The sequence below is a fragment of the Solirubrobacter pauli genome, from assembly GCF_003633755.1.
Lineage (GTDB): Bacteria > Actinomycetota > Thermoleophilia > Solirubrobacterales > Solirubrobacteraceae > Solirubrobacter > Solirubrobacter pauli.
This window is the reverse complement of record NZ_RBIL01000002.1, coordinates 37594-55025: the sequence shown is the minus strand read 5'-3', so window position 1 is coordinate 55025 and position 17432 is coordinate 37594. Positions and strand designations below refer to the sequence as shown.

The following is a 17432-nucleotide window of genomic DNA, read 5'->3' as shown; positions in this document are numbered from 1 at the left end:
CGGACGACTCGCGCTCAGCCGACGCGCCGCAGACGGTGGATCACATACGGGCTGTGGACGAGGAACGCCGTCGGCGACTCGTTGGCTTCGCGCAGGACGGCGAGCATCGCCGCGCGTGCCTCGTCGGCCGTGCCCGCGCGCTCGAGCGCCGGCCGCATGGCCAGCGCCATCGGGTGCTCGCGTCCCGCGTCGACGTACGCCTCCGGCGACGCGGCGCGGATCGGGAGCGCGGCCGCGTCCGTGGAGACGAGCTCGAGGCCGGCGTCGTGCGCGATCCCAGCGACGGCTGCAGCGTCCGACCAGGCGAACCGCTTCGGCGGCGGCTTGGGCGACGTGCGCGCGACGACGCGGCCCGCTGCGCCGAGCATCGCGTCGATCGGGCCGGCCGGGACCCACGCGGTGATGACCGCGTGGGCCTCGGGCCGCAGGATCCGGGCGATCTCGCGGAGCGCGTCGATCGGGACGGCGGCGAAGATCACGCCGAAGACGGAGACGACGATGTCCGCCGCAGCGTCCTCGACCGGCAGCGCCGCGAGGTCGCCCTCGCGCAGGTCGATCTCGACGCCCTCGGCCGCGGCGCGCTCGCGGGCCACGTCGAGCAGCCGCGGCGCGCCGTCCACGCCGATCACGCGCGCGCCGCGGGCCGCGGCCAGCAGCGCGGCGTTGCCCGTGCCGCAGGCCACGTCGACGACGTCATCGCCCGCGCCGACGCCCGTGTGCTCGACGACGACCTGCGCCACCGGCGCCAGCTCGGCCGCCGTCGTCTCGTACCGCCCTGCGCCCCAGTCGACCATGCGCCCCATCATGCCCGGCCGGTTGCGGAGGCGCTACTCCGCCGCGCCGAGGACCTGCCGGCTCACGTCCTGCCAGCTCGCGGTCCCGGTCAGCGGGTCGGTCACCAGCGACTGCGTGATCACCTCGAGGCTCGTCCCGTTCGACGAGGTCACCGACAGCGTCTCGGGGTAGCTGTGCAGGCCGTTGTCGGCCGGCGAGTGCGCCGTGCCCTCGTCGGTCCCGTAGCGGAAGCCGGTCACCGGATCGTAGGCCCGGATCACGATGCGCCCGGAGCCCGGGTAGAAGCCCTTCAGGTGCAGGGTGCCGTCGTAGGTCGCGGTCATCCGGCCGTCGGCGCCGAGCTCCCAGCTGACCCTCGCGGGCGAGGTCGGGAAGCCGTTGAGCCAGCCTGGGCCGCCGGCGTCGATCCCGGCGGCGAGGAGCATCGAGTTGTCGTCGTGCGTGCTCAGCTCGCGCATCTCGGACGTGTCCTTGGTGCGCCAGCGGTCGGCGGTGCCCTGCTTCTCCAGCGCCACCACGACCTGCTTCACGTCCGGACCGCCGACGGCGCGCATGTCGACCGGGATGTCGACCGGCGCGTCGCTGTGCCGGCAGTGCCCGGTCTCGTCGTCGTACGCGCTGCCGACGAGGGTGCCGTCGGCGTCGAGGCTGTCGGTGCGGACGCGATAGCACGTGTTGTCGCCCTTGACGACGTGCATCACCGCCGTCAGCCGCGGGGTGACCGTGCCCACCCCCCACGTGAACGCGATGTTCTCGTCGGTGAGCGTGACCTCCGGGTCGGCGAGGAGGTCGGGGAAGCCGTCGTTGTCGACGACGACGCCGATCGGGCTGGCGACGACGCTGGCCTGCGCGCCGTCGGCGAGCGCGGCGCCTCCCGCGGCCGTCGCGAGGAGCGCGAGCAGCGTGGTGAGCGTGCGGTGTGGCATGGGGTCCCTTCGTGTAGGGGTGGGATGCCGTGAACGACGCCCGCCGCGCGGCGCCATTTCCCACCCCGGATCACATCCAGGGGTTTCCCGGGGGGTTCAGCCGCGCGCCGACGCCCTGGCGGCGGCCGCGGCGCGCGACCGGGCATGGCCGGCCACGCCGCCGCCGGCCATGACCAGCAGCAGCGCGGCCACGCCACCGGCGATCTCCCACGGCAGCGGCGACGGCGGCTGCGCGTAGGCGACCGCCGCGCTGTCGGTGTCGAAGGCGTACTCCTCGCGGCGCTGCTCGGCGTGCTGGATCGCCTGGAAGGTCTGCACCTGCGGCGCTTCGACGGCCTGTACCGAGAGCCCCTGCGGTGGGGTCGGCGGCGGCGCGGTGACCGGTGGCTTCGGGGCCGGGGCGACGGGCGGGAGCGCCGCGTCGGACACCGGGGGAGCGACGCGGATCGGCGCGACCGGCGCCGGCGCGGAGCTGCCCGGGTTGGGCGCCGGCGGTGCGGGGTTCGGCGCGGGCTGGGGAGCCGGCTGGGACGGCTGCTGCGGTTGCGGCTGCGGGTCTCCGGCCACGGGCGCCGGGTCGGTGGACGGCGGCGCCGGGTCGGCGGCCGGGGGCTGCGGGGTGGGGGTCGGCTTGGGGTCGTTCGGCGTCGGATCCAGGACCGGGAACGCGCACGTCCCGGGCGGGATCGACGTCGCGCGCAAGCCATCGATCTTGGGGACCGGGACCACGCGGATCGGCGTGGTCACGCGCCGGCCCATGGCGGTCACGTAGACGTCGGTGCTGCCGAGCGCGAGCGGGCACACGAAGCCGCGGGGATCGTCGATCACGTGCCCGGACGCGTCCAGGACGACCTGCGGCAGGCCCTCCGTGTCGCGCCCGCCCGGGCGGACCGCGACGAAGCGGGCGATCCGTGGGTCCGCCGACGCGAACGTCATGTCGGTCGGGATCAAGGACGCGCAGGACGACAGGTAGAACCGGCACTGGTCGATCAGCGGGTTGACGTTCGTGCTGGGGCTGGCCGGGCGCAGTGGCTCGCCCGGCGCCGGCGACATCAGGAACCGCCGCGGGCTCGGGTCCCGGGCGGTCACGAACAGCGGGAACGCCCAGCCGAGCGGGATCGAGCGCGAGCTCCGATCGAGCTCCAGGCCCTCCAGCAGCGGCTCCGCGACGGCCGCGACCGGAGCGACGCCCGAGACCGGGTCGAACTGACCGACGGCGACGTCGACCATCAGCAGCGCCGCGTTTGTCTGGCGGATGTCCTCCTCGTCCTCGTCGTTGCGCGTGAACCGGTAGGACGGCGCGTAGCCGAGCGTCGAGGACTGCAGCAGCGTGAGCGGCGCCACGCCGAGCGGCTGGATCACGCTCTGCGACAGCACGCCGCCGAAGTGCTCGGCGGCCGGATCGTCGACGCCGGCGGTCGCGACGTAGGCGGACGCCTTGCCGGCGAGCAGCGCGATCTGGTCGGCCGCGTCCTCGGCCGGCGTGGCCTCCTGCGTGTCGTCCAGCGGCGCGCTGCCGACCACGACCGAGGGCACGCCGTTCGCGCGGGCCTGGTCGAGCATCGCGCGGATCCACTGCGCCTGCGCGCCCTCGGGCCCGCCCGCCAGGCGCCCGGCGGCGTTGTCGATGGCGATGACGCGGACCGTGCCCGCGGGCGCCTTGACGTCGAACGCGAACGTGCTGCGCCCTTGGCCGGGCGCCGTCCCGCCGGGCTGCGTGAGCGCGACGAGGTCGATGCCGGCGGGCGTCTCCCCCGTGCCCTGCGGCGCCGGCGCGGCGGCGAAGGCCGAGGCGAACGCCTCAGCCCCACCGCCGGGCAGGTCGCCCGGCCCGGGCAGCACGTACGTCGGCACACCGGCGCCTTCGGTCAGCTCGCGGTAGCGCCGCGCGCCGCCGGGGTCGAGCGGCTCACCGCCGAGCGAGGCGCGACCACCGCCGAAGAGCAGCGCCGCCGGGCCGGCGCCGGCGGCCGTCATCGCCCGCACGCGCGCGATCGCGGTCTGCAGGTGCGTGTCCGGCGCGTACCCCTGCCCGTTCGCGCCGGCGCAGCGGTCCAGGCACGCCGGATGACCGCCGACGGCAAGGCGGACCGTGGCCGGCGGCGCGGCGTTCTCGCCGTTCTCGGCCGGCGGCGTCTGCGGCGGCGCGAGCACGCCCCGCTCGAGCCGCCGGGACGAGGGCACGCCCCCGAGGGTCTGCGCGTCCGGGCCGTCCCGGAACGGCGAGCCGGTCGACGCGTCGGACACGCCGCCGAGCAGCATCCCGCTGCCACCGGCGTCGACGAGGATCGTGCGCGTGTTCGGCGTCATGTCCGGGAGGTCACGGCCGCCGGACCGCTGGAAGCGCGAGCGGTCGAGGTCGATCCAGCCGTCGGCCGTCTCGCGCAGCACGACCGCGTCGACCGGCGACGGCGCGATCAGGCTCTGCTCGCGCGGCGGGATCCCGTCCTCGGGCGGCGTGTCGGGCTCCGGCTCGACCGGCTCCGGCAGCGGCGTCGGCTCGGACGTCGCGGACACGATCGCCCGGACGGTGCCGTCCGCGTCGCGGAAGGCGCCCAGCGCGTACGGATGCAGCACCAGCGGCGCGGCGGCCGGGCGCCAGGGCGCCGCGGCGCTGTCGCGCGCGAAGCGGCCGTCGACCACCACGCCGCCCCCGCTGACGGTCGCGACCGTCCGCACCGCGCCGGACAGCCCCGCGGCGATCATCCGCGCGCGCAGGTCCTCGTCGCGCACGAAGTCGTCGCCCGAGCCCACGTAGAGGCCGTCCGTGGTGGCCAGCAGCGGCGTGCGCTCGTCGAAGGCGACGCCGGTGATGTGGGTCGGCTCCGGCGCCGCGTCGGGCAGGGTCTGCAGGCGCCAGCGGAAGCCGTCGCCACGCGCGATCAGCCCGTTGAGCCCGACCGCGACGCAGTCCAGCGGATCGGTCGGCGTGCACGCGATCGCCAGCACCGTGTTGCGGACCTCGAGCTCCTCGAAGTTCGTGATCCGCGGGTTCGGGATGTCCTCGTCGTCGAAGAAGTCGGTGTTGATGTTGAAGGGCTCGCGGTTGCTCGTCGCCAGCAGCCCGGCCGGGCCGCCGGCGATCACCACGTCCCGGCGCGGCCAGGCGATCGCGATCGGCGACGAGAAGATCTCCAGCAGGGGCGAGAACGCCGGCGACCAGCCGCTGCCGGGCTCGAAGATCACCGCGCCGCGGGAGCGTGACGCGGCGAAGGCGCGCCCGTCGCCGGCCGGGGAGAGCGCGGCCGCCGTGAGCGCGTCCGACACGGGCACCGTCTCCGGTGGCGGCGTCGGCGTGGCCGGCGCTCGTGCCACGGCGCCGAGGGCCTCCGTGCCGCCCGTGAAGCCCGTGCCATCGGCGGCGAAGGCGATCGCCTGCGTGGTCGAGCTGCCGTCGTCGCCGATGCCATCGCGCAGCCGGAACGTCTCCCCCTCGAGCGCGGCGTACCCGCCCTGGCGCTGCGCGTCGCGGGCACGCGCCGTTGCGGCGATGCCGCGGTCGACCGGGGCGCTGACCGCGCGGGTGCCGAACGGCGCCTCCGCCGTCGCGGCGGTGGCCACCGAGCGGTATCCGCGGGCGCCCTGCGCGAAGGTGAAGCCGAGCGCGTGGTCGCACAGCGGCTGGACGTCGCACCAGCGGCCGTCGAGCACGAGTCTCGGCGCCACCGGCGTGCCGGTCGCGCTCGGGGTGGCGGTGGACGTGGCCGTCGCGGTCGCGGTTGCCGTTGCCGTCGCTGTCGCCGTCGCCGTCGCCGTCGCCGTCGCCGTGGCGCTCGCCGTCGGCGTCGGGGTCGGGACGTCGGGGGTGGTCGCGAGCTTCAGGCGCTCGGTGAGGTCCATCGGCGCCGTCGCGCCGGCCGGCGTGACACGCAGGTCCAGCCACACGCCGTCGGCGGTGACCGTGAGCGGGTCGGCGGGCGGCGGCGCGACCTCGACCGTCGCCGTCGCGCCGACCAGCGCGTCGTCGAAGGCGATCGGGGCCCAGCGCTCGGTCGTCGCGTCGCGGAGCAGCAGGACCACGCGGCCGCCCGAGCTGCCGAGCAGCCACGCGCGGTCGGGGCCGGCCGCGGCCAGCGCGAGCGGACGCACGGGGTCGGGCGCGTCGATCGGCTCACGTTCCCAGCCGTCCGCGTCCAACCGCAGGACCGCGCTGCCGGTGCCGTCCGCGATCGTCGGCGCGACGAACACGGCCGCGTCCTCGCCGCCGACGACCGCGAGCAGCGTGCGCGCGGTCGCAGCCGTCGGGTCGCCGCCGACGAGCTGCTCGTCCGCGGCCAGCGCGGGTCCCGGATCGGGTGCCGCGGCGAACGCGGCGCCCGGCGCGCGTGTGAACAGCCGCGTCGGCGCGGAGAGCAGGACCGCGCCGTGGCCGTCGGGGGTCAGCTCACCGGCGTGCTGCGGCGCGTCGCCGCCGACGGGCCGGCCGGCCGCCAACGGCGCCGAGGACCACGCTCCGCTGGGCGCGCGCGACAGCACCACCGTCGCGTCGCCCGCGCGGCCGAGCGCCCAGGCCCGCGGGCCGGCGCTCGTCGTCTCGATCCCGAACGGGACGAGCGTGCGCGCCGTGCCCGGCACCTCCGGCCGGGTGACCCAGGCCGTCGGGGCGGCGGGCGCCCCACCGTCCTGCGCGAGGGCCAGGGCCGCACCGGCGGTCGCGATCGCCGCGGCGCCGAGTGCGATCCAGCGCCTCACGGCGCCGCGTGTCCGCCGTTGCGCGGTGCGGCCCGCACAGCGGCGAGGTGCTGCGCGAGCTGGGCGTCGTCCAGCGTCTCGTGCTCGACGAGATCGCCCGCGATCGCCCGCACGATGGCCCAGTTGGCGTCCAGCGTCTGCGCGGCGCGCTCCTCGGCGGCCTCGACGATCACGCGCGTCTCGGCGTCGATGCGCTCGAGCGTCCCCGGGCCGACGCTGCCCAGCTCCTGCAGCGAGGCGCCGAGGAACACCTCGGCGCTCTGCTCGCCGATCGTCACCGGCCCGAGCGGGGACATCCCGAACGACGTCACCATCGAGCGGGCGAGCTGCGTCGCGGTGTGCAGGTCGTCGTTGACGGCCGTGGAGACCTCGCCGAACGCGAGCCGCTCGGCGGCGGCACCCGCCATCGCGACCTCGAGCTGGCGCTCCAGGTCGCTGCGGCGCAGCACGGTGCGGTCGCGGTCGAGCAGCAACGCGGTCGCACGGCCGAGGCGGCGGCCGCGCGAGACGATCGAGAGCTGGTGCACCTGCGCGCCGTCGTGGAGCGAGGCGGCGACGACGGCGTGCGCGGCCTCGTGGACCGCGATCGTCTCCAGCTCCTCGTCGCTGAGCACGTGCGTGTCGTTGCGCGGCCCGCCGACCACGCGCTGGATCGCCTCGTCGAGCTCGTGCATCCCGATCGCGGTGTGCCCACCACGGGCGGTGAGCAGCGCGGCCTCGTTGACGACGTTCTCGAGCTCGGCACCGGTGAAGCCCGAGCAGCGGCGCGCGATCTCGGCCGGCTCGACGTCCTCGGCGACCGGGCGGCCGGCGAGGTAGAGCGACAGGATCTGGGCGCGGCCCTCGGCGTCGGGCGCGTCCACGGTGACCTGGCGGTCGAACCGTCCCGGGCGCAGCAGCGCCGGGTCCAGGATGTCCGGGCGGTTCGTCGCGGCCAGCACGATCAGCCCGCCGCCGGCGTCGAAGCCGTCCATCTCCACCAGCAGCTGGTTGAGCGTCTGCTCGCGCTCGTCGTTGCCCTGGCCGACGCCCGCCCCGCGCTTGCGGCCGACGGCGTCCAGCTCGTCGATGAAGACGATCGCGGGCGCCGCGTCGCGCGCCTTGGCGAACAGGTCGCGGATGCGCGCCGCGCCGACACCGACGAGCGACTCCACGAACTCCGCGCCGGACACCGAGAAGAACGCGGCCTGCGCCTCGCCGGCGGTCGCGCGCGCGAGCAGCGTCTTGCCTGTGCCGGGCGGCCCGACGAGCAGCGCGCCCTTCGGCGGACGGGCGCCGAGCGCGTTGTAGCGGTCGGGCGCGCGCAGCAGGTCGCACAGCTCCTCGAGCTCGGCGACCGCGGCGGGCGCCCCGGCGACGTCGGCGAACGACGGCCCCTGCGGGTCACCCGGTCCGAGCTTGGAGCGCCGCCCGGCCCAGCGGCTGAACGCGCCCATCCCGCCCGCGTCCGACTTCTGGCTGATGCGCATGAAGAGCGCGAACAGCGACGCCAGGATCAGGATCGGCAGCAGCACCTGCACGATCAGCCGCTTGGCCTGCTTGCCGCTCTGCGAGTCGATCGTGACCGCCGCGTTCTTGTCGCGCATCGTGTTGACGAGCTGGTCCTGCAGCGCCCCGTTGGCCGGGTAGCTCGCCCACACCTCGCGGCCGTCGCGGTCGACCACGAGGATCCGGTGGTCGTAGTCCAGCTGGCGCGCGAAGCGGACGCTGCCCGCCGTGGCCATCCGCTGGACCGTCGTGTACGGGACCTGCGTGCCCCGGCTGCTCGGCTGCGTGGAGCCGAGCATGACCAGGAACACGAGCAGGAGGACCGCCGCCAGGCTCGCGAAGAGCACGGCCAGCGGGTCGAATGAGATTCGGGGCAAGCGCAAGGGAAGTCCAGTCAGCCGACGGCCGTCGGGAGCTTAAGTAGCGCGGCATCCCCTTTCTTGTGACCAGTTTCGGACAAATAGTCGAACGTTCCGCTCCGGTCGGGTCAGATCGCGGGCCGGTCTATGCGGTCACCTTGAACTTCGAGACCAGCTGCTGGAGCGAGACGGCCGTGCCGGCGAGCTGCTGCGCGGACGCCGCGATCTCCTGCGCCGAGGCGCTCGTCTGCTGGGTCGACGCCGACACCTCCTCGGAAGACGCGCTGGACTCCTCGGCGACGCCGGCCACCTCGTCGATGTCGGTGTGCACGCGCTGCGCGCTGGCCGCGATCTGCTCGACGGCGGCGGCGATCGAGTCGACGCGGCCGCTCATGTCCTCCACGGCGGCGCCGATCCGCTCGAACGCGTCGCGCGCCTGCTCGACCGTCTCCGCGCCGCGATCGGTGCGGGCGGCCCCCTCCTCGACGACGCGCACGGCGGCGCCGGTCTCGTCCTGGATCTCGTGCACGAGCGAGCCGATCGTCTGCGCGGCCACCTGGCACTCCTCGGCGAGCTTGCGCACCTCCTCGGCGACGACGGCGAAGCCCTTGCCCTGCTCGCCCGCCCGCGCCGCCTCGATCGCCGCGTTGAGCGCCAGCAGGTTGGTCTGGCCGGCGATCGACGTGATCGTCTCCACGAAGCCGCCGATCTGCTCGCTCTTGTCGGCGAGCGCGCGGATCTGGACCGTGAGCTCGTCCGACGACGTGCGCACCTGGCGCATCGCCTCGGTGGCGTCGGCGACCGCGCGCTGACCCTCGACGGCGATCCGGCGGGCGTCGGCGGCCGCGGCCGCGGTCTCCTCGGCCGAACGGGCGCTGGCGTGCGTCGCCTCGCCGACCTCGGCCGTCGCGATGCGCGCCTGCTCGATCGAGCGGACCTGGCGCTCAGCGCCCTGAGCGACGTCGCTGACCGCGCTCGCGATCTCGCCGACCGCACGGCCGGTCTCCTCCGACGTGCTCGCCATCTCCTGGGAGGCGGCGCTCAGCGTGCGCGAGGACTCGTCGACGGCCCCGACCAGCTCCGCCAGGCGGCGGCGCATGTCGCGGACGGCGATGCCGAGGACGTCGCGGTCGGACTTGGGCTCGATGTCGGTGGTGAGGTCGCCCTGGGCGATCCGGTCGGCGTGCGCGGCCATCTCGCGCTGGTAGGCGACGGAGGCCTCGAAGGCGCCGGCGAGGCGCGCGAGCTCGTCCTGGCCACGGCGTTCGATCGCGACGTCGGCGTCCCCCTCGGCGAGCCGCTCGGCGGCGCCGGTCAGGCGCGTGATCGGCTTCGCGAAGCGGGTGGCGAACACGGCGATCCCGATCGCCGTGACGATCAGCAGCAGCAGGCCGGCGATCAGCAGCGTCGTCCGCAGGTCGTGCGCGGAGGCGAGCACCTCGTCGAGCGGGACCGCGGTCAGGAAGCCCCAGTGGCCGGTGGAGACCGGCGCCCAGCTGAGCACGATCGCCTTGCCGGTGAACGGGTCGGTGGTCTCGAGCTGGCCGGCCTTGCCGGCGGCGATCGCCTTCGCGGCGGTCTCGAGGTCGGGGTTGCGCTTGCTCTTGGCGAGGTCGTCGAGGGTCTTGGTCCCGATCAGCTTCTTGTCGGGCGCGGCGACGAAGATCCCGCTCTGGCTGACCAGCAGGCCGTAGCCGGAGTCGAGGATGCGCTTCTGGCCGATCTGCCCGTCGAGCGAGGCCAACGAGACGTCGACGCCGCCGATGCCGACGAACCCGCCGTCGCGCTCGACCGGCGTCGTGTAGCTCGTGAGCAGGGCGCCCTCGTACAGGTACGGCTCGATCACCGAGTCCTTGCCGGTCTCCTTGGGCTGGTTCCAGTAGTCGCTGGTCTCCATGTCGACGAGCGGGTCGAGCACGACCTTGCCGGTGAGCCGGTTCCAGTACGGGAGGAAGCGGCCCTTGTCGTCGGCTCCGGCGGTGCCCTGGTGGGCGGCGTCGGCGCCGTCGAACTTGTCCGCGTCGAACCCGACGTAGGAGCCGATGATCTGCGGGTTGCGGTCGAGGAAGCGCTTGACGACCGCGCTGACCTCGGCGCGCGTGGCGCCCGGGCCGAGGCCTTCGATGAGCGTGGCCAGCGAACGACCGAGCGCCTGGTTCTCGCGCACCTGAGCGTCGAAGTCGTTGGCCCCGGCGCGGGCCGCCTCCTCCATCTGGTCGAACCGCGAGGCCTTCTCGGCGCTCGTCGCGCTCGAGATCGCCAGCAGGGTCAACACGGTCACCGCGACCGCGGTGAGCGGCAACAGGACCAGCAACATGCGACTGCGAACGGACTTGACTGCGGGAAGGCTCATAGACGTGACGGCAAGGGCACCGGGGTTGGGGACAGCGGGCAGCCACGGTCATCGGCCGCGCACCGGGCCGACTTGACGGTAAGTCCAGCCGAAGCGACCAGGAGCACCGCGGAGATGGCGGCCGCCGCGTGCAGCCCGGCGACGATGTCGTCGTGCATCAGGGCGCCGAACGCGGCGACGCCGAGCGCGCCGCCGAGCTGTCGGCTGGCGTTGAGCAGGCCCGCCGCGAGGCCGGCGCGCTCGGCCGGCACGGCGTCGAGCAGCGCGGTCGTCATCGCCGGGATCATCACGGCGCCGCCGACGCCGATCGGGACGAGCAGCAGGGCGATCAGCGCGAGCGGCGTGTCGGCGTCCACGACGAGCAGCGGCAGCAGCGCCGCGGCGGCGACGGCGTGGCCGCCGAGCAGCGGACGGCGCGGGCCGTAGCGGGCGGTGAGGCGGCCGGACGCGACGTTGGCGACCGCGACCAGGCCCGTCATCGGGAGCATCGCCAGCCCGGCGGCCGCCGGGCGCAGGCCGAACGTGCGCTGGAACAGCAGGCCGAGCACGAACATCAGCCCGTACATCGAGACGTTGACCACCAGGCCGGTGAAGGCCGGGCTGTGCACGCGCGGGTCGGCCAGCAGGTCGAGCGGGAGCAGCGGCGCGGGCGCGCGGCGCTCACGTGCGAAGAACGCGGCGGTCGCGAGCGCGGCGAGCGCCAGCCCGGCCACGGGCAGGGCGTGGCCGAAGCCGCGGCGGCCGCCCTCGATCGTCCCGAAGACGAGCGCCGCGACGGCCACCACGGCGGCGAGCTGGCCGGGCACGTCGAGCGCGGCCGGCCGCGGGACGGACGGCGCGACCGCTCGCAGCAGCCCCAGCGCGAGCAGTCCGGCGGGGACGTTGACGAGGAAGATCGCGCGCCAGCCGACCGCGTCGGTGAGCACCCCGCCGACGACCGGCCCGAGGGCCGCGGCGACGCCGCCGAGCGCGATGAACGTGCCGATCGCCCGGGTGCGCCGCGTGGGGTCCTCGTAGGTCTGGCGGACGAGCGCGAGCGACGCGGGCAGGAGCAGCGCCGCGGCCACGCCCTGCGCGACGCGCGCCGCCAGCAGCACGGGCAGCGACGGCGCGACGCCGCACAGCAGCGAGGCGGCCGCGAACGCGCCGAGCCCGGCGGCGAAGCACCGGCGGGCGCCGAACCGGTCCGCCAGCGCGCCGGCCGAGAGCAGCAGCGCCGCGAACGCGACGAGGTACGCGTCGACGGCCCACTGCAGGCCGTCGAGGCGGCCGCCGAGATCGGCGCCCAGCGCGGGCAGCGCGACGTTGACGACGGTGGAGTCGAGGACGACGAGGAAGAAGCCGAGCGAAGCGGCGGCGAGGGAACGAGCGTGCATCGTGTGACCGAGGCTCCCGTCCACCGCACGCGAAGGGAAATGCCGATGCGCGCGGATCTATGCTCTGCCGTCATGAATGTCGATCCGCGGCTGCTCGCCCCGTTCGTCGCCGTCGCCGACGAGCTGAGCTTCAGCCGCGCGGCCGCCGGGCTGTCGGTCACGCAGCCCGCGCTGACCCGGCAGATCGCGCAGCTCGAGCGCCTCGTCGGCGCCCGGCTCTTCGACCGCACGACGCGACGGGTCGCGCTCACGCCCGCGGGCGAGGCGCTGCTCGACCCCGCGCGGCGGGCGCTGGCCGCGCTGGACGAGGGCGTCACCGCCGCCCGGCGCGCCGCGCACGGCAGCGGCGACGGCCTGCGCGTCGGGCTCGGCACGTGCGGCAACGTGGCCGTCGCGCCGGACGTGATCGCGGTGTTCGAGGCGCGCACCGGCAGCGCCGTCGAGGTGTCGCGCGCGGCCACCGGCGGCAGCGTCGAGCGGCTGCTGCGCCGCACGATCGACGTGGCGTTCCTGCGGCCGCCGCTCCACGACGCCGACGGCATCGCCTTCCGCCCGCTCCTGCGCGAGCCGATGGTGGTCGTGCTGCCGTCCGACCACGCGCTGGCGGCGCTGGATCAGGTGCCGCGCGCGGCGCTCCGCGAGGAGCCGATGGTGTGGTCCGACCGGGCGCGCGGACCGGGCAGCTGGGAGCGCGGGCTGGCGGCGATCTGGGGCGACGCCACCGAGGGCGCGCGCCACGTCGCCGCCCTGCGACCGGACGAGGAGATGATGGTCACCGCCGTCGCGGCCGGGCTCGGCTTCACGCTGGCGTACGCGTCGCGGATGCGGTTCCTGCACGTGCCGGGCGTCGCCACGCGGCCGCTCGACCCACCGCTGGAGGGCGAGCTGGCCGTCGCCTGGCGCGCGGACGACCCGAGCCCCGACGTGGCCGCGTTCGTCGCGCTCGCGGCCGAGCGGATCGGCGCGACCGCGCAGCCCGTCTGAGCGTCACATCGGCCAGCGCGGTGCGTCGACCGCGACCGCCGGCCGCTGCGCGGACATGCGCTTGTGGAGCAACGGGTTCGCGACGCTCGACCCTTCCGGGATGAACCGCGCGAGCTCGCCGTACAGCGGCTTCAGGCGCAGGTTGGTGGCGTCGAGGTGCAGGTGCGTGCCGTCGCGCGTCGTCAGGAGCAGCTGGCGGCCCCGGTTCCGGCCGAAGCTGGTCAGCGCGGCACTGCCGAGCTCGTCCAGGCGCATCGGCGGGCGGTAGCCGAAGGCGTTGCGCGAGTAGAGCAGCGGACCGTCGACCCAGACGCGGGAGCGGGCGATCGACGTCAGCCCGAAGAGCGCGAGCAGCGTGAACGGGATGCCGATGAGGAGGGAGCCGCTGAAGCCGCCGAAGTACACGACCGCGACGCCTATCAGCAGCAGGTAGAGCCAGATCGGGAGGGCCAGCATGCGTCCGCGCCCGACGACGCGCGCGTTCGGGCCGGGGCGCTTGGGCTGATCCATCGCCGCGCGTCTACCCGCTCGCGGTCGGTGCTAGAGCAGCTGGGCGAGAACGCCGGCGAAGTCGACCTGCTCCCACAGCTCGACGATCCGGTGGCCGTCGACCCGGTGGATGTCCGTGCCGGCCATCATCACCTCGCGCCACGTGGGCGCCACGCCGGCGAACGAGCCGGTGTGCGTCGCGATCGCGGTCCAGCGGGTGGTCACGCGGTCACCCTCCGCGATCTGCTCCTCGACCGTCACGTCGAGCACCGCGAACCCGTTGTGGAGCATCGCGATGGCGGAGAGGTAGCCGTCGCGGTCCATCATCGCCCCGGCCGAGTCGTAGCCGACGAAGTCGGGCGCGACGATGTCGGCCAGCACGTCGAGCCTTCGGCGCGACAGCGCGTCCTCGTACACGCGGCGGACGACGCGCTTGGCGCGGTCGTCGGGCAGCGGCGGGCAGTGGTGCCGGCGGCGGAGCTCGAAGTCGTAGGTGTGCCGCGACGGGCACTGGCGCCGCCGGTTCCTGTTCATGGATCGTGAGGCTGATGCCCGAAGCTCAAGGCTCCCTGACCCAAAGCCTCAAGCGCTCATCAAGGTCGACGGGATCCTTATCCGCCGTTGACGGAGGGACGCAGCGTGATCCATAGCGCCTCGGCAAGCGCGACCGGGCGGCCGTCGGGGTCGGTGATCGACGCGCCGCCGCGGTGCTTGCGTCCCTCGGAGGCGATCGGCCAGGCGCTGACGACGTACTCGCGCTCCGGCTCGACGGGCGCGTGGAGGGTCGCCGTCATCGTCGCCAGGACGGTCTGCGAGCCGGGCGGCATGCAGGCGAAGCCCGACGGGCAGTCGAGCGCGGCCCAGACGAAGCGCGGGTCGACGACGCCGTCGTGCGCGAGGTCCGCGCCCGGGCGCCAGACGCACGCCAGCGTGCCGTCGCCGTCGACCGGGCCTGGGAACAGGCGCAGCCCGTCCGGCCGGAGCGGGCCGCACACGAAGCAGCTCGGGAACGGGTGCCGCGCCGGGTCCAGGCCGGCGTAGCGCTCCTCGGCGAGCGCGGCCGCGCGCAGGGTCGGGGCCGCGGGCGCCGTGATCGACGGCCGGCCGGCGCGGCCTTCGGCGATGGTCGCGGCACCGTCGTGCAGGCGGACGCCGTGGTCGTCGGCCGTGCGGCTGAGCGGCGTGTCGAGCGGCGGCGGCGCGGACAGCCGGACCGTCGCGCTGGATCCGATCGCCTCAGCGACGACCCCGCATACATAGCCACCGTTGCCCGAGCCGGGCGGTCCGTTGTACCGGGCGGCGATCGTGATCATGAGGTGCTCGCCAGCCGGGCAGCGGCCACGACCTCGACGAGCTCGGTGAGCTGCGCCTCCGACTCCTCGGGCGGCAGCAGCAGCTGCACCCGGTCGGCGCCGGCGGCCGCCCACGCCGCCAGCAGCGCGGGGGCGTCGTCGTAGGTCCCGAACAGCGTCAGCTCGCGCGCCAGCGGCTCCGCCACCGCGGGCAGCTCCCGCGCGCGGAGCCGGTCGGCCATCCGCAGCGACTCGATCACGACCGGCCCCGCGAACGCCCGCAGCCGCTGCGGCTCGCGCCGGGCGAACGTCCGCAGCCACCACGCCGCGCACCGCCGCGCGACGACCATGTTCGGCCCGAGCGCGACGGGCACGACCGGCACGACGCGCGTGGGACTCCCGCCGGCCCGCGCCGTCCCGCGCGGCTCGTCGCGGCCGAGCAGGGCGCGGCCTTCGGCCAGGCGCGTGCGCGGCCAGAGCGTCGGCGCCCATTCGTCGGCCAGCCCGCCCGCGATCCGGATCGCTTCGGGCGCGTGGGCGTCGAGGCTGAGCGGCACCTCGTGCCCGAGCTGCGCGCGCAGGGCCGTCAGCGTGGCGATCGACGCGCCGGCCCCGAGTGCCAGGCGACCGCCCGAGCCGCGTTGCAGCGGAACGGCGGCCGAGGCGAAGTGCGGCTGCGCGGACAGCGTCCCGACGCCGATCGACGACGTGCGCGACGCGATGTCGGCGAGCACGAGCAGCGCGTCGTAGGCGTCCGCCTCCGCGATCTGGACGCGGTCCAGGCCGAGCGCGTCCGCCCGCTGGGCGAGCCGCACGAGCGTGCCGACGCGGGTCTCGAGCGGGGTGAAGGCGACGCCGGTCATCTGCGCCGATGATGGCGTCTCACACCCCCGGTCGCCAATCGGGTCAGCACCCTGAACTTTGCCGGCTACCCCGCCAGGGCGACGGCCCACGCGCTGTCGTCGCCGCGCGCGAAGACCAGCCCGACGAGCCGCCCGTCCGAGTCGACGACCGGCGCACCCGAGTCGCCGGGCTCGACGCGCGCGTCGAGCTCGAGCGCGGGCCGGCGCGCACCGTCGAGCGTCGCCGTGACCCGCCGCAGCACCCGCGCGGAGACGGCCCCGCGCAGCCGCTGCACCCTCACCGTGCATCCCCCACGCGCGAACCGGACCGGCTCGGCGACCAGCCCGGGCACGGCGAGCTCGGCCACGTCGCGCCGCGCGTCCACGCGCACCACCCGCGCGTCCCGCCCACCGACCCGCACCGACCGCGCCCCGTCCAGCACGTGCGCGACGGTCAGCACGCGCCCGTCGCCGGTCGCGACCGCGGTCGCCCGCCCGTCGGCGAGCCCGCCGGCCCGCACGGTGACCGGCAACGGCTCGACCGACGCGGCGCCACCGCACCCGGCCGCGAAGAGGCACGCGCCGCCGAGCGCGGCGGCCGCGCCGCGCAGCCCCACGCCCCGCCACCGCGCGCTCGTCGCGCGCCGCCACCGCGCGCCCGCCGCGCCCCGCCACCGCGCGCCCGTCGCGCGCCGCCACCGCGCGCCCGCCGCGCGCCGCCACCGCGCGCCCGTCACGCCCCGCCACCGCGCGCCCGTCACGCCCCGCCACCGCGCGCTCCTCGCGCCGCCCCGCGCGGCGCGGCTCATGGCGGCGGCGCCGTCGTCGAGCGCACCACCAGCGTCGGCTCGTGCACGCGCGTGACGCGCTCGGCCCGGCCCTCCGCGCGTTCGAGCAGGAGCGCGAAGGCCTCGTTGCCGATCTCGCGGCGGGGCTGGTTGATCGTGGTCAGCTGGATGTGCGCGAGGCCGGCGACGAACGTGTTGTCGTACCCGATCACGGACACGTCCTCGGGGACGCGGAGGCCGTCCTGCTCGAGGCGGTCGATCAGGCCGACGGCCACGAGGTCGTTGGCGGCGATGACCGCCGTCGGGAGCTTGCGCCGCCCGCGCAGCAGGCGGGTCGCGGCCTCCGCGCCGGCGCTCTCGGTGAACTCGCCCGGGAGGACGGCGGCGGCACGGCCGAGGCCCGCGTCGTCCATCGCGCGCAGGTATCCCGCTCGCCGGGGCGCCGCGCCCGCGCCGTCGCCACCGTCGACGTGGACGATCCGCGAATGCCCCAGCGCGACGAGGTGCTCCACGGCCAGGTGCGCGCCGACGGACTCGTCGCTGAGGACGCAGTCGAGCGTCGACGCCCGCACCCGCCGACCCGTGACCACACACGGCAGTCCGCCGACGGCCGCGGCGATCTGCGGGCCGGGCAGGTGCGGCGAGACCAGGATGAGCCCGTCGGTGCGGTACTCGAGCAGCGCCTCGAGCATCGCCTGCTCACGCTGCTTGCGCCGCCCGCCGGTGATGAACAACAGCCGGTAGCCGAGCTCGGAGGCGCGCTCCTCGATCCCCTCGGCGATCTCCGCGAAGAACGGGTTGTGCAGGTCGTTCAGGAGGATCCCGACCGTGTGCGTGCGGTGCGAGGCGAGGTTGCGGGCGATCGCGTTCGGCCGGTAGCCCAGCCGCGTGGCGGCGTCCCGGACCCGGGCGCGCCGCTCGTCGCTGACCTTCGCGCTGTCGCGCATGACCAGCGACACCAGCGCGCGGGAGACCCCCGCCTCGCGTGCGACGTCGTCCATGGTCACGTACGAGCCCTTCGTCATCGCGGCGAGTATCTCAGGTTGCG

The 17432-nt window shown here is 75.6% G+C and carries 13 protein-coding genes; 1 reads left to right on the top strand and 12 read right to left on the bottom strand.

Features of this window, described 5'->3' with window-relative positions:
* Positions 1-14: 14 nt before the first annotated feature.
* The 6 genes from C8N24_RS20010 to C8N24_RS19985 all read right to left on the bottom strand — a co-directional run bounded on the left by C8N24_RS20010 (position 15) and on the right by C8N24_RS19985 (position 11989).
* Positions 15-794, bottom strand: coding sequence for a class I SAM-dependent methyltransferase (locus tag C8N24_RS20010; protein WP_211340065.1), 780 nt, complete (start codon positions 792-794; stop codon positions 15-17).
* 33 nt (positions 795-827) lie between these two features.
* A complete protein-coding gene (locus tag C8N24_RS20005) occupies positions 828-1721 on the bottom strand; it encodes a hypothetical protein (RefSeq protein ID WP_121253439.1) in 894 nt (297 codons plus the stop codon).
* A gap of 96 nt (positions 1722-1817) precedes the next feature.
* A complete protein-coding gene (locus C8N24_RS20000) occupies positions 1818-6413 on the bottom strand; it encodes a hypothetical protein (RefSeq protein ID WP_121253437.1) in 4596 nt (1531 codons plus the stop codon).
* Complete coding sequence (gene ftsH / locus C8N24_RS19995) at positions 6410-8278, bottom strand: ATP-dependent zinc metalloprotease FtsH (protein ID WP_147447901.1); 1869 nt, start codon at positions 8276-8278, stop codon at positions 6410-6412. Before ftsH ends, C8N24_RS20000 begins: the two co-directional genes overlap by 4 nt.
* A gap of 127 nt (positions 8279-8405) precedes the next feature.
* Complete coding sequence (locus tag C8N24_RS19990; RefSeq protein ID WP_170179247.1) at positions 8406-10577, bottom strand: methyl-accepting chemotaxis protein; 2172 nt, start codon at positions 10575-10577, stop codon at positions 8406-8408.
* A gap of 32 nt (positions 10578-10609) precedes the next feature.
* Positions 10610-11989: an MFS transporter gene (locus tag C8N24_RS19985; protein WP_147447900.1), complete on the bottom strand. Its 1380-nt coding sequence runs from the start codon at positions 11987-11989 to the stop codon at positions 10610-10612.
* Between the two features lie 72 nt (positions 11990-12061).
* Between C8N24_RS19985 and C8N24_RS19980 the strand changes: the two genes are divergently transcribed.
* Entirely contained in the window at positions 12062-12973 is a 912-nt protein-coding gene (locus tag C8N24_RS19980; RefSeq protein WP_170179246.1) for a LysR substrate-binding domain-containing protein, read from the top strand.
* A gap of 3 nt (positions 12974-12976) precedes the next feature.
* On the opposite strand, the gene C8N24_RS19975 is transcribed toward C8N24_RS19980, so the two are convergent.
* The 6 genes from C8N24_RS19975 to C8N24_RS19950 form a co-directional block, all read right to left on the bottom strand.
* Positions 12977-13483, bottom strand: coding sequence for a hypothetical protein (locus tag C8N24_RS19975; RefSeq protein ID WP_121253427.1), 507 nt, complete (start codon positions 13481-13483; stop codon positions 12977-12979).
* A 30-nt stretch (positions 13484-13513) separates the two neighbouring features.
* The gene (locus C8N24_RS19970) at positions 13514-13996 is read right to left on the bottom strand and encodes an ester cyclase (RefSeq protein ID WP_121253425.1); all 483 of its coding nucleotides are present in this window, start codon (positions 13994-13996) and stop codon (positions 13514-13516) included.
* A gap of 77 nt (positions 13997-14073) precedes the next feature.
* On the bottom strand, positions 14074-14775 hold the full coding sequence (locus C8N24_RS19965; RefSeq protein WP_121253423.1) for a PaaI family thioesterase: 702 nt from the start codon (positions 14773-14775) through the stop codon (positions 14074-14076).
* Positions 14772-15617 (bottom strand): LLM class flavin-dependent oxidoreductase, encoded by an 846-nt coding sequence (locus C8N24_RS19960; protein ID WP_121253421.1) that lies wholly within the window; start codon positions 15615-15617, stop codon positions 14772-14774. The genes C8N24_RS19965 and C8N24_RS19960 overlap by 4 nt, the downstream gene beginning before the upstream one ends.
* A gap of 65 nt (positions 15618-15682) precedes the next feature.
* Entirely contained in the window at positions 15683-16213 is a 531-nt protein-coding gene (locus C8N24_RS19955; protein WP_147447898.1) for a S1 family peptidase, read from the bottom strand.
* Between the two features lie 188 nt (positions 16214-16401).
* Positions 16402-17409: a LacI family DNA-binding transcriptional regulator gene (locus C8N24_RS19950; RefSeq protein ID WP_211340064.1), complete on the bottom strand. Its 1008-nt coding sequence runs from the start codon at positions 17407-17409 to the stop codon at positions 16402-16404.
* Positions 17410-17432 lie beyond the last annotated feature (23 nt).

What these genes read in the sequence shown, in the direction of transcription:
- C8N24_RS20010 (WP_211340065.1), bottom strand. Translation starts at nt 794, where the DNA reads ATGGTCGACTGGGGCGCAGGGCGGTACGAGACGACGGCGGCCGAGCTG.
- C8N24_RS20005 (WP_121253439.1), bottom strand. Translation starts at nt 1,721, where the DNA reads ATGCCACACCGCACGCTCACCACGCTGCTCGCGCTCCTCGCGACGGCC.
- C8N24_RS19990 (WP_170179247.1), bottom strand. Translation starts at nt 10,577, where the DNA reads ATGTTGCTGGTCCTGTTGCCGCTCACCGCGGTCGCGGTGACCGTGTTG.
- C8N24_RS19985 (WP_147447900.1), bottom strand. Translation starts at nt 11,989, where the DNA reads ATGCACGCTCGTTCCCTCGCCGCCGCTTCGCTCGGCTTCTTCCTCGTC.
- C8N24_RS19980 (WP_170179246.1), top strand. Translation starts at nt 12,062, where the DNA reads ATGAATGTCGATCCGCGGCTGCTCGCCCCGTTCGTCGCCGTCGCCGAC.
- C8N24_RS19975 (WP_121253427.1), bottom strand. Translation starts at nt 13,483, where the DNA reads ATGGATCAGCCCAAGCGCCCCGGCCCGAACGCGCGCGTCGTCGGGCGC.
- C8N24_RS19970 (WP_121253425.1), bottom strand. Translation starts at nt 13,996, where the DNA reads ATGAACAGGAACCGGCGGCGCCAGTGCCCGTCGCGGCACACCTACGAC.
- C8N24_RS19965 (WP_121253423.1), bottom strand. Translation starts at nt 14,775, where the DNA reads ATGATCACGATCGCCGCCCGGTACAACGGACCGCCCGGCTCGGGCAAC.
- C8N24_RS19960 (WP_121253421.1), bottom strand. Translation starts at nt 15,617, where the DNA reads ATGACCGGCGTCGCCTTCACCCCGCTCGAGACCCGCGTCGGCACGCTC.
- C8N24_RS19950 (WP_211340064.1), bottom strand. Translation starts at nt 17,409, where the DNA reads ATGACGAAGGGCTCGTACGTGACCATGGACGACGTCGCACGCGAGGCG.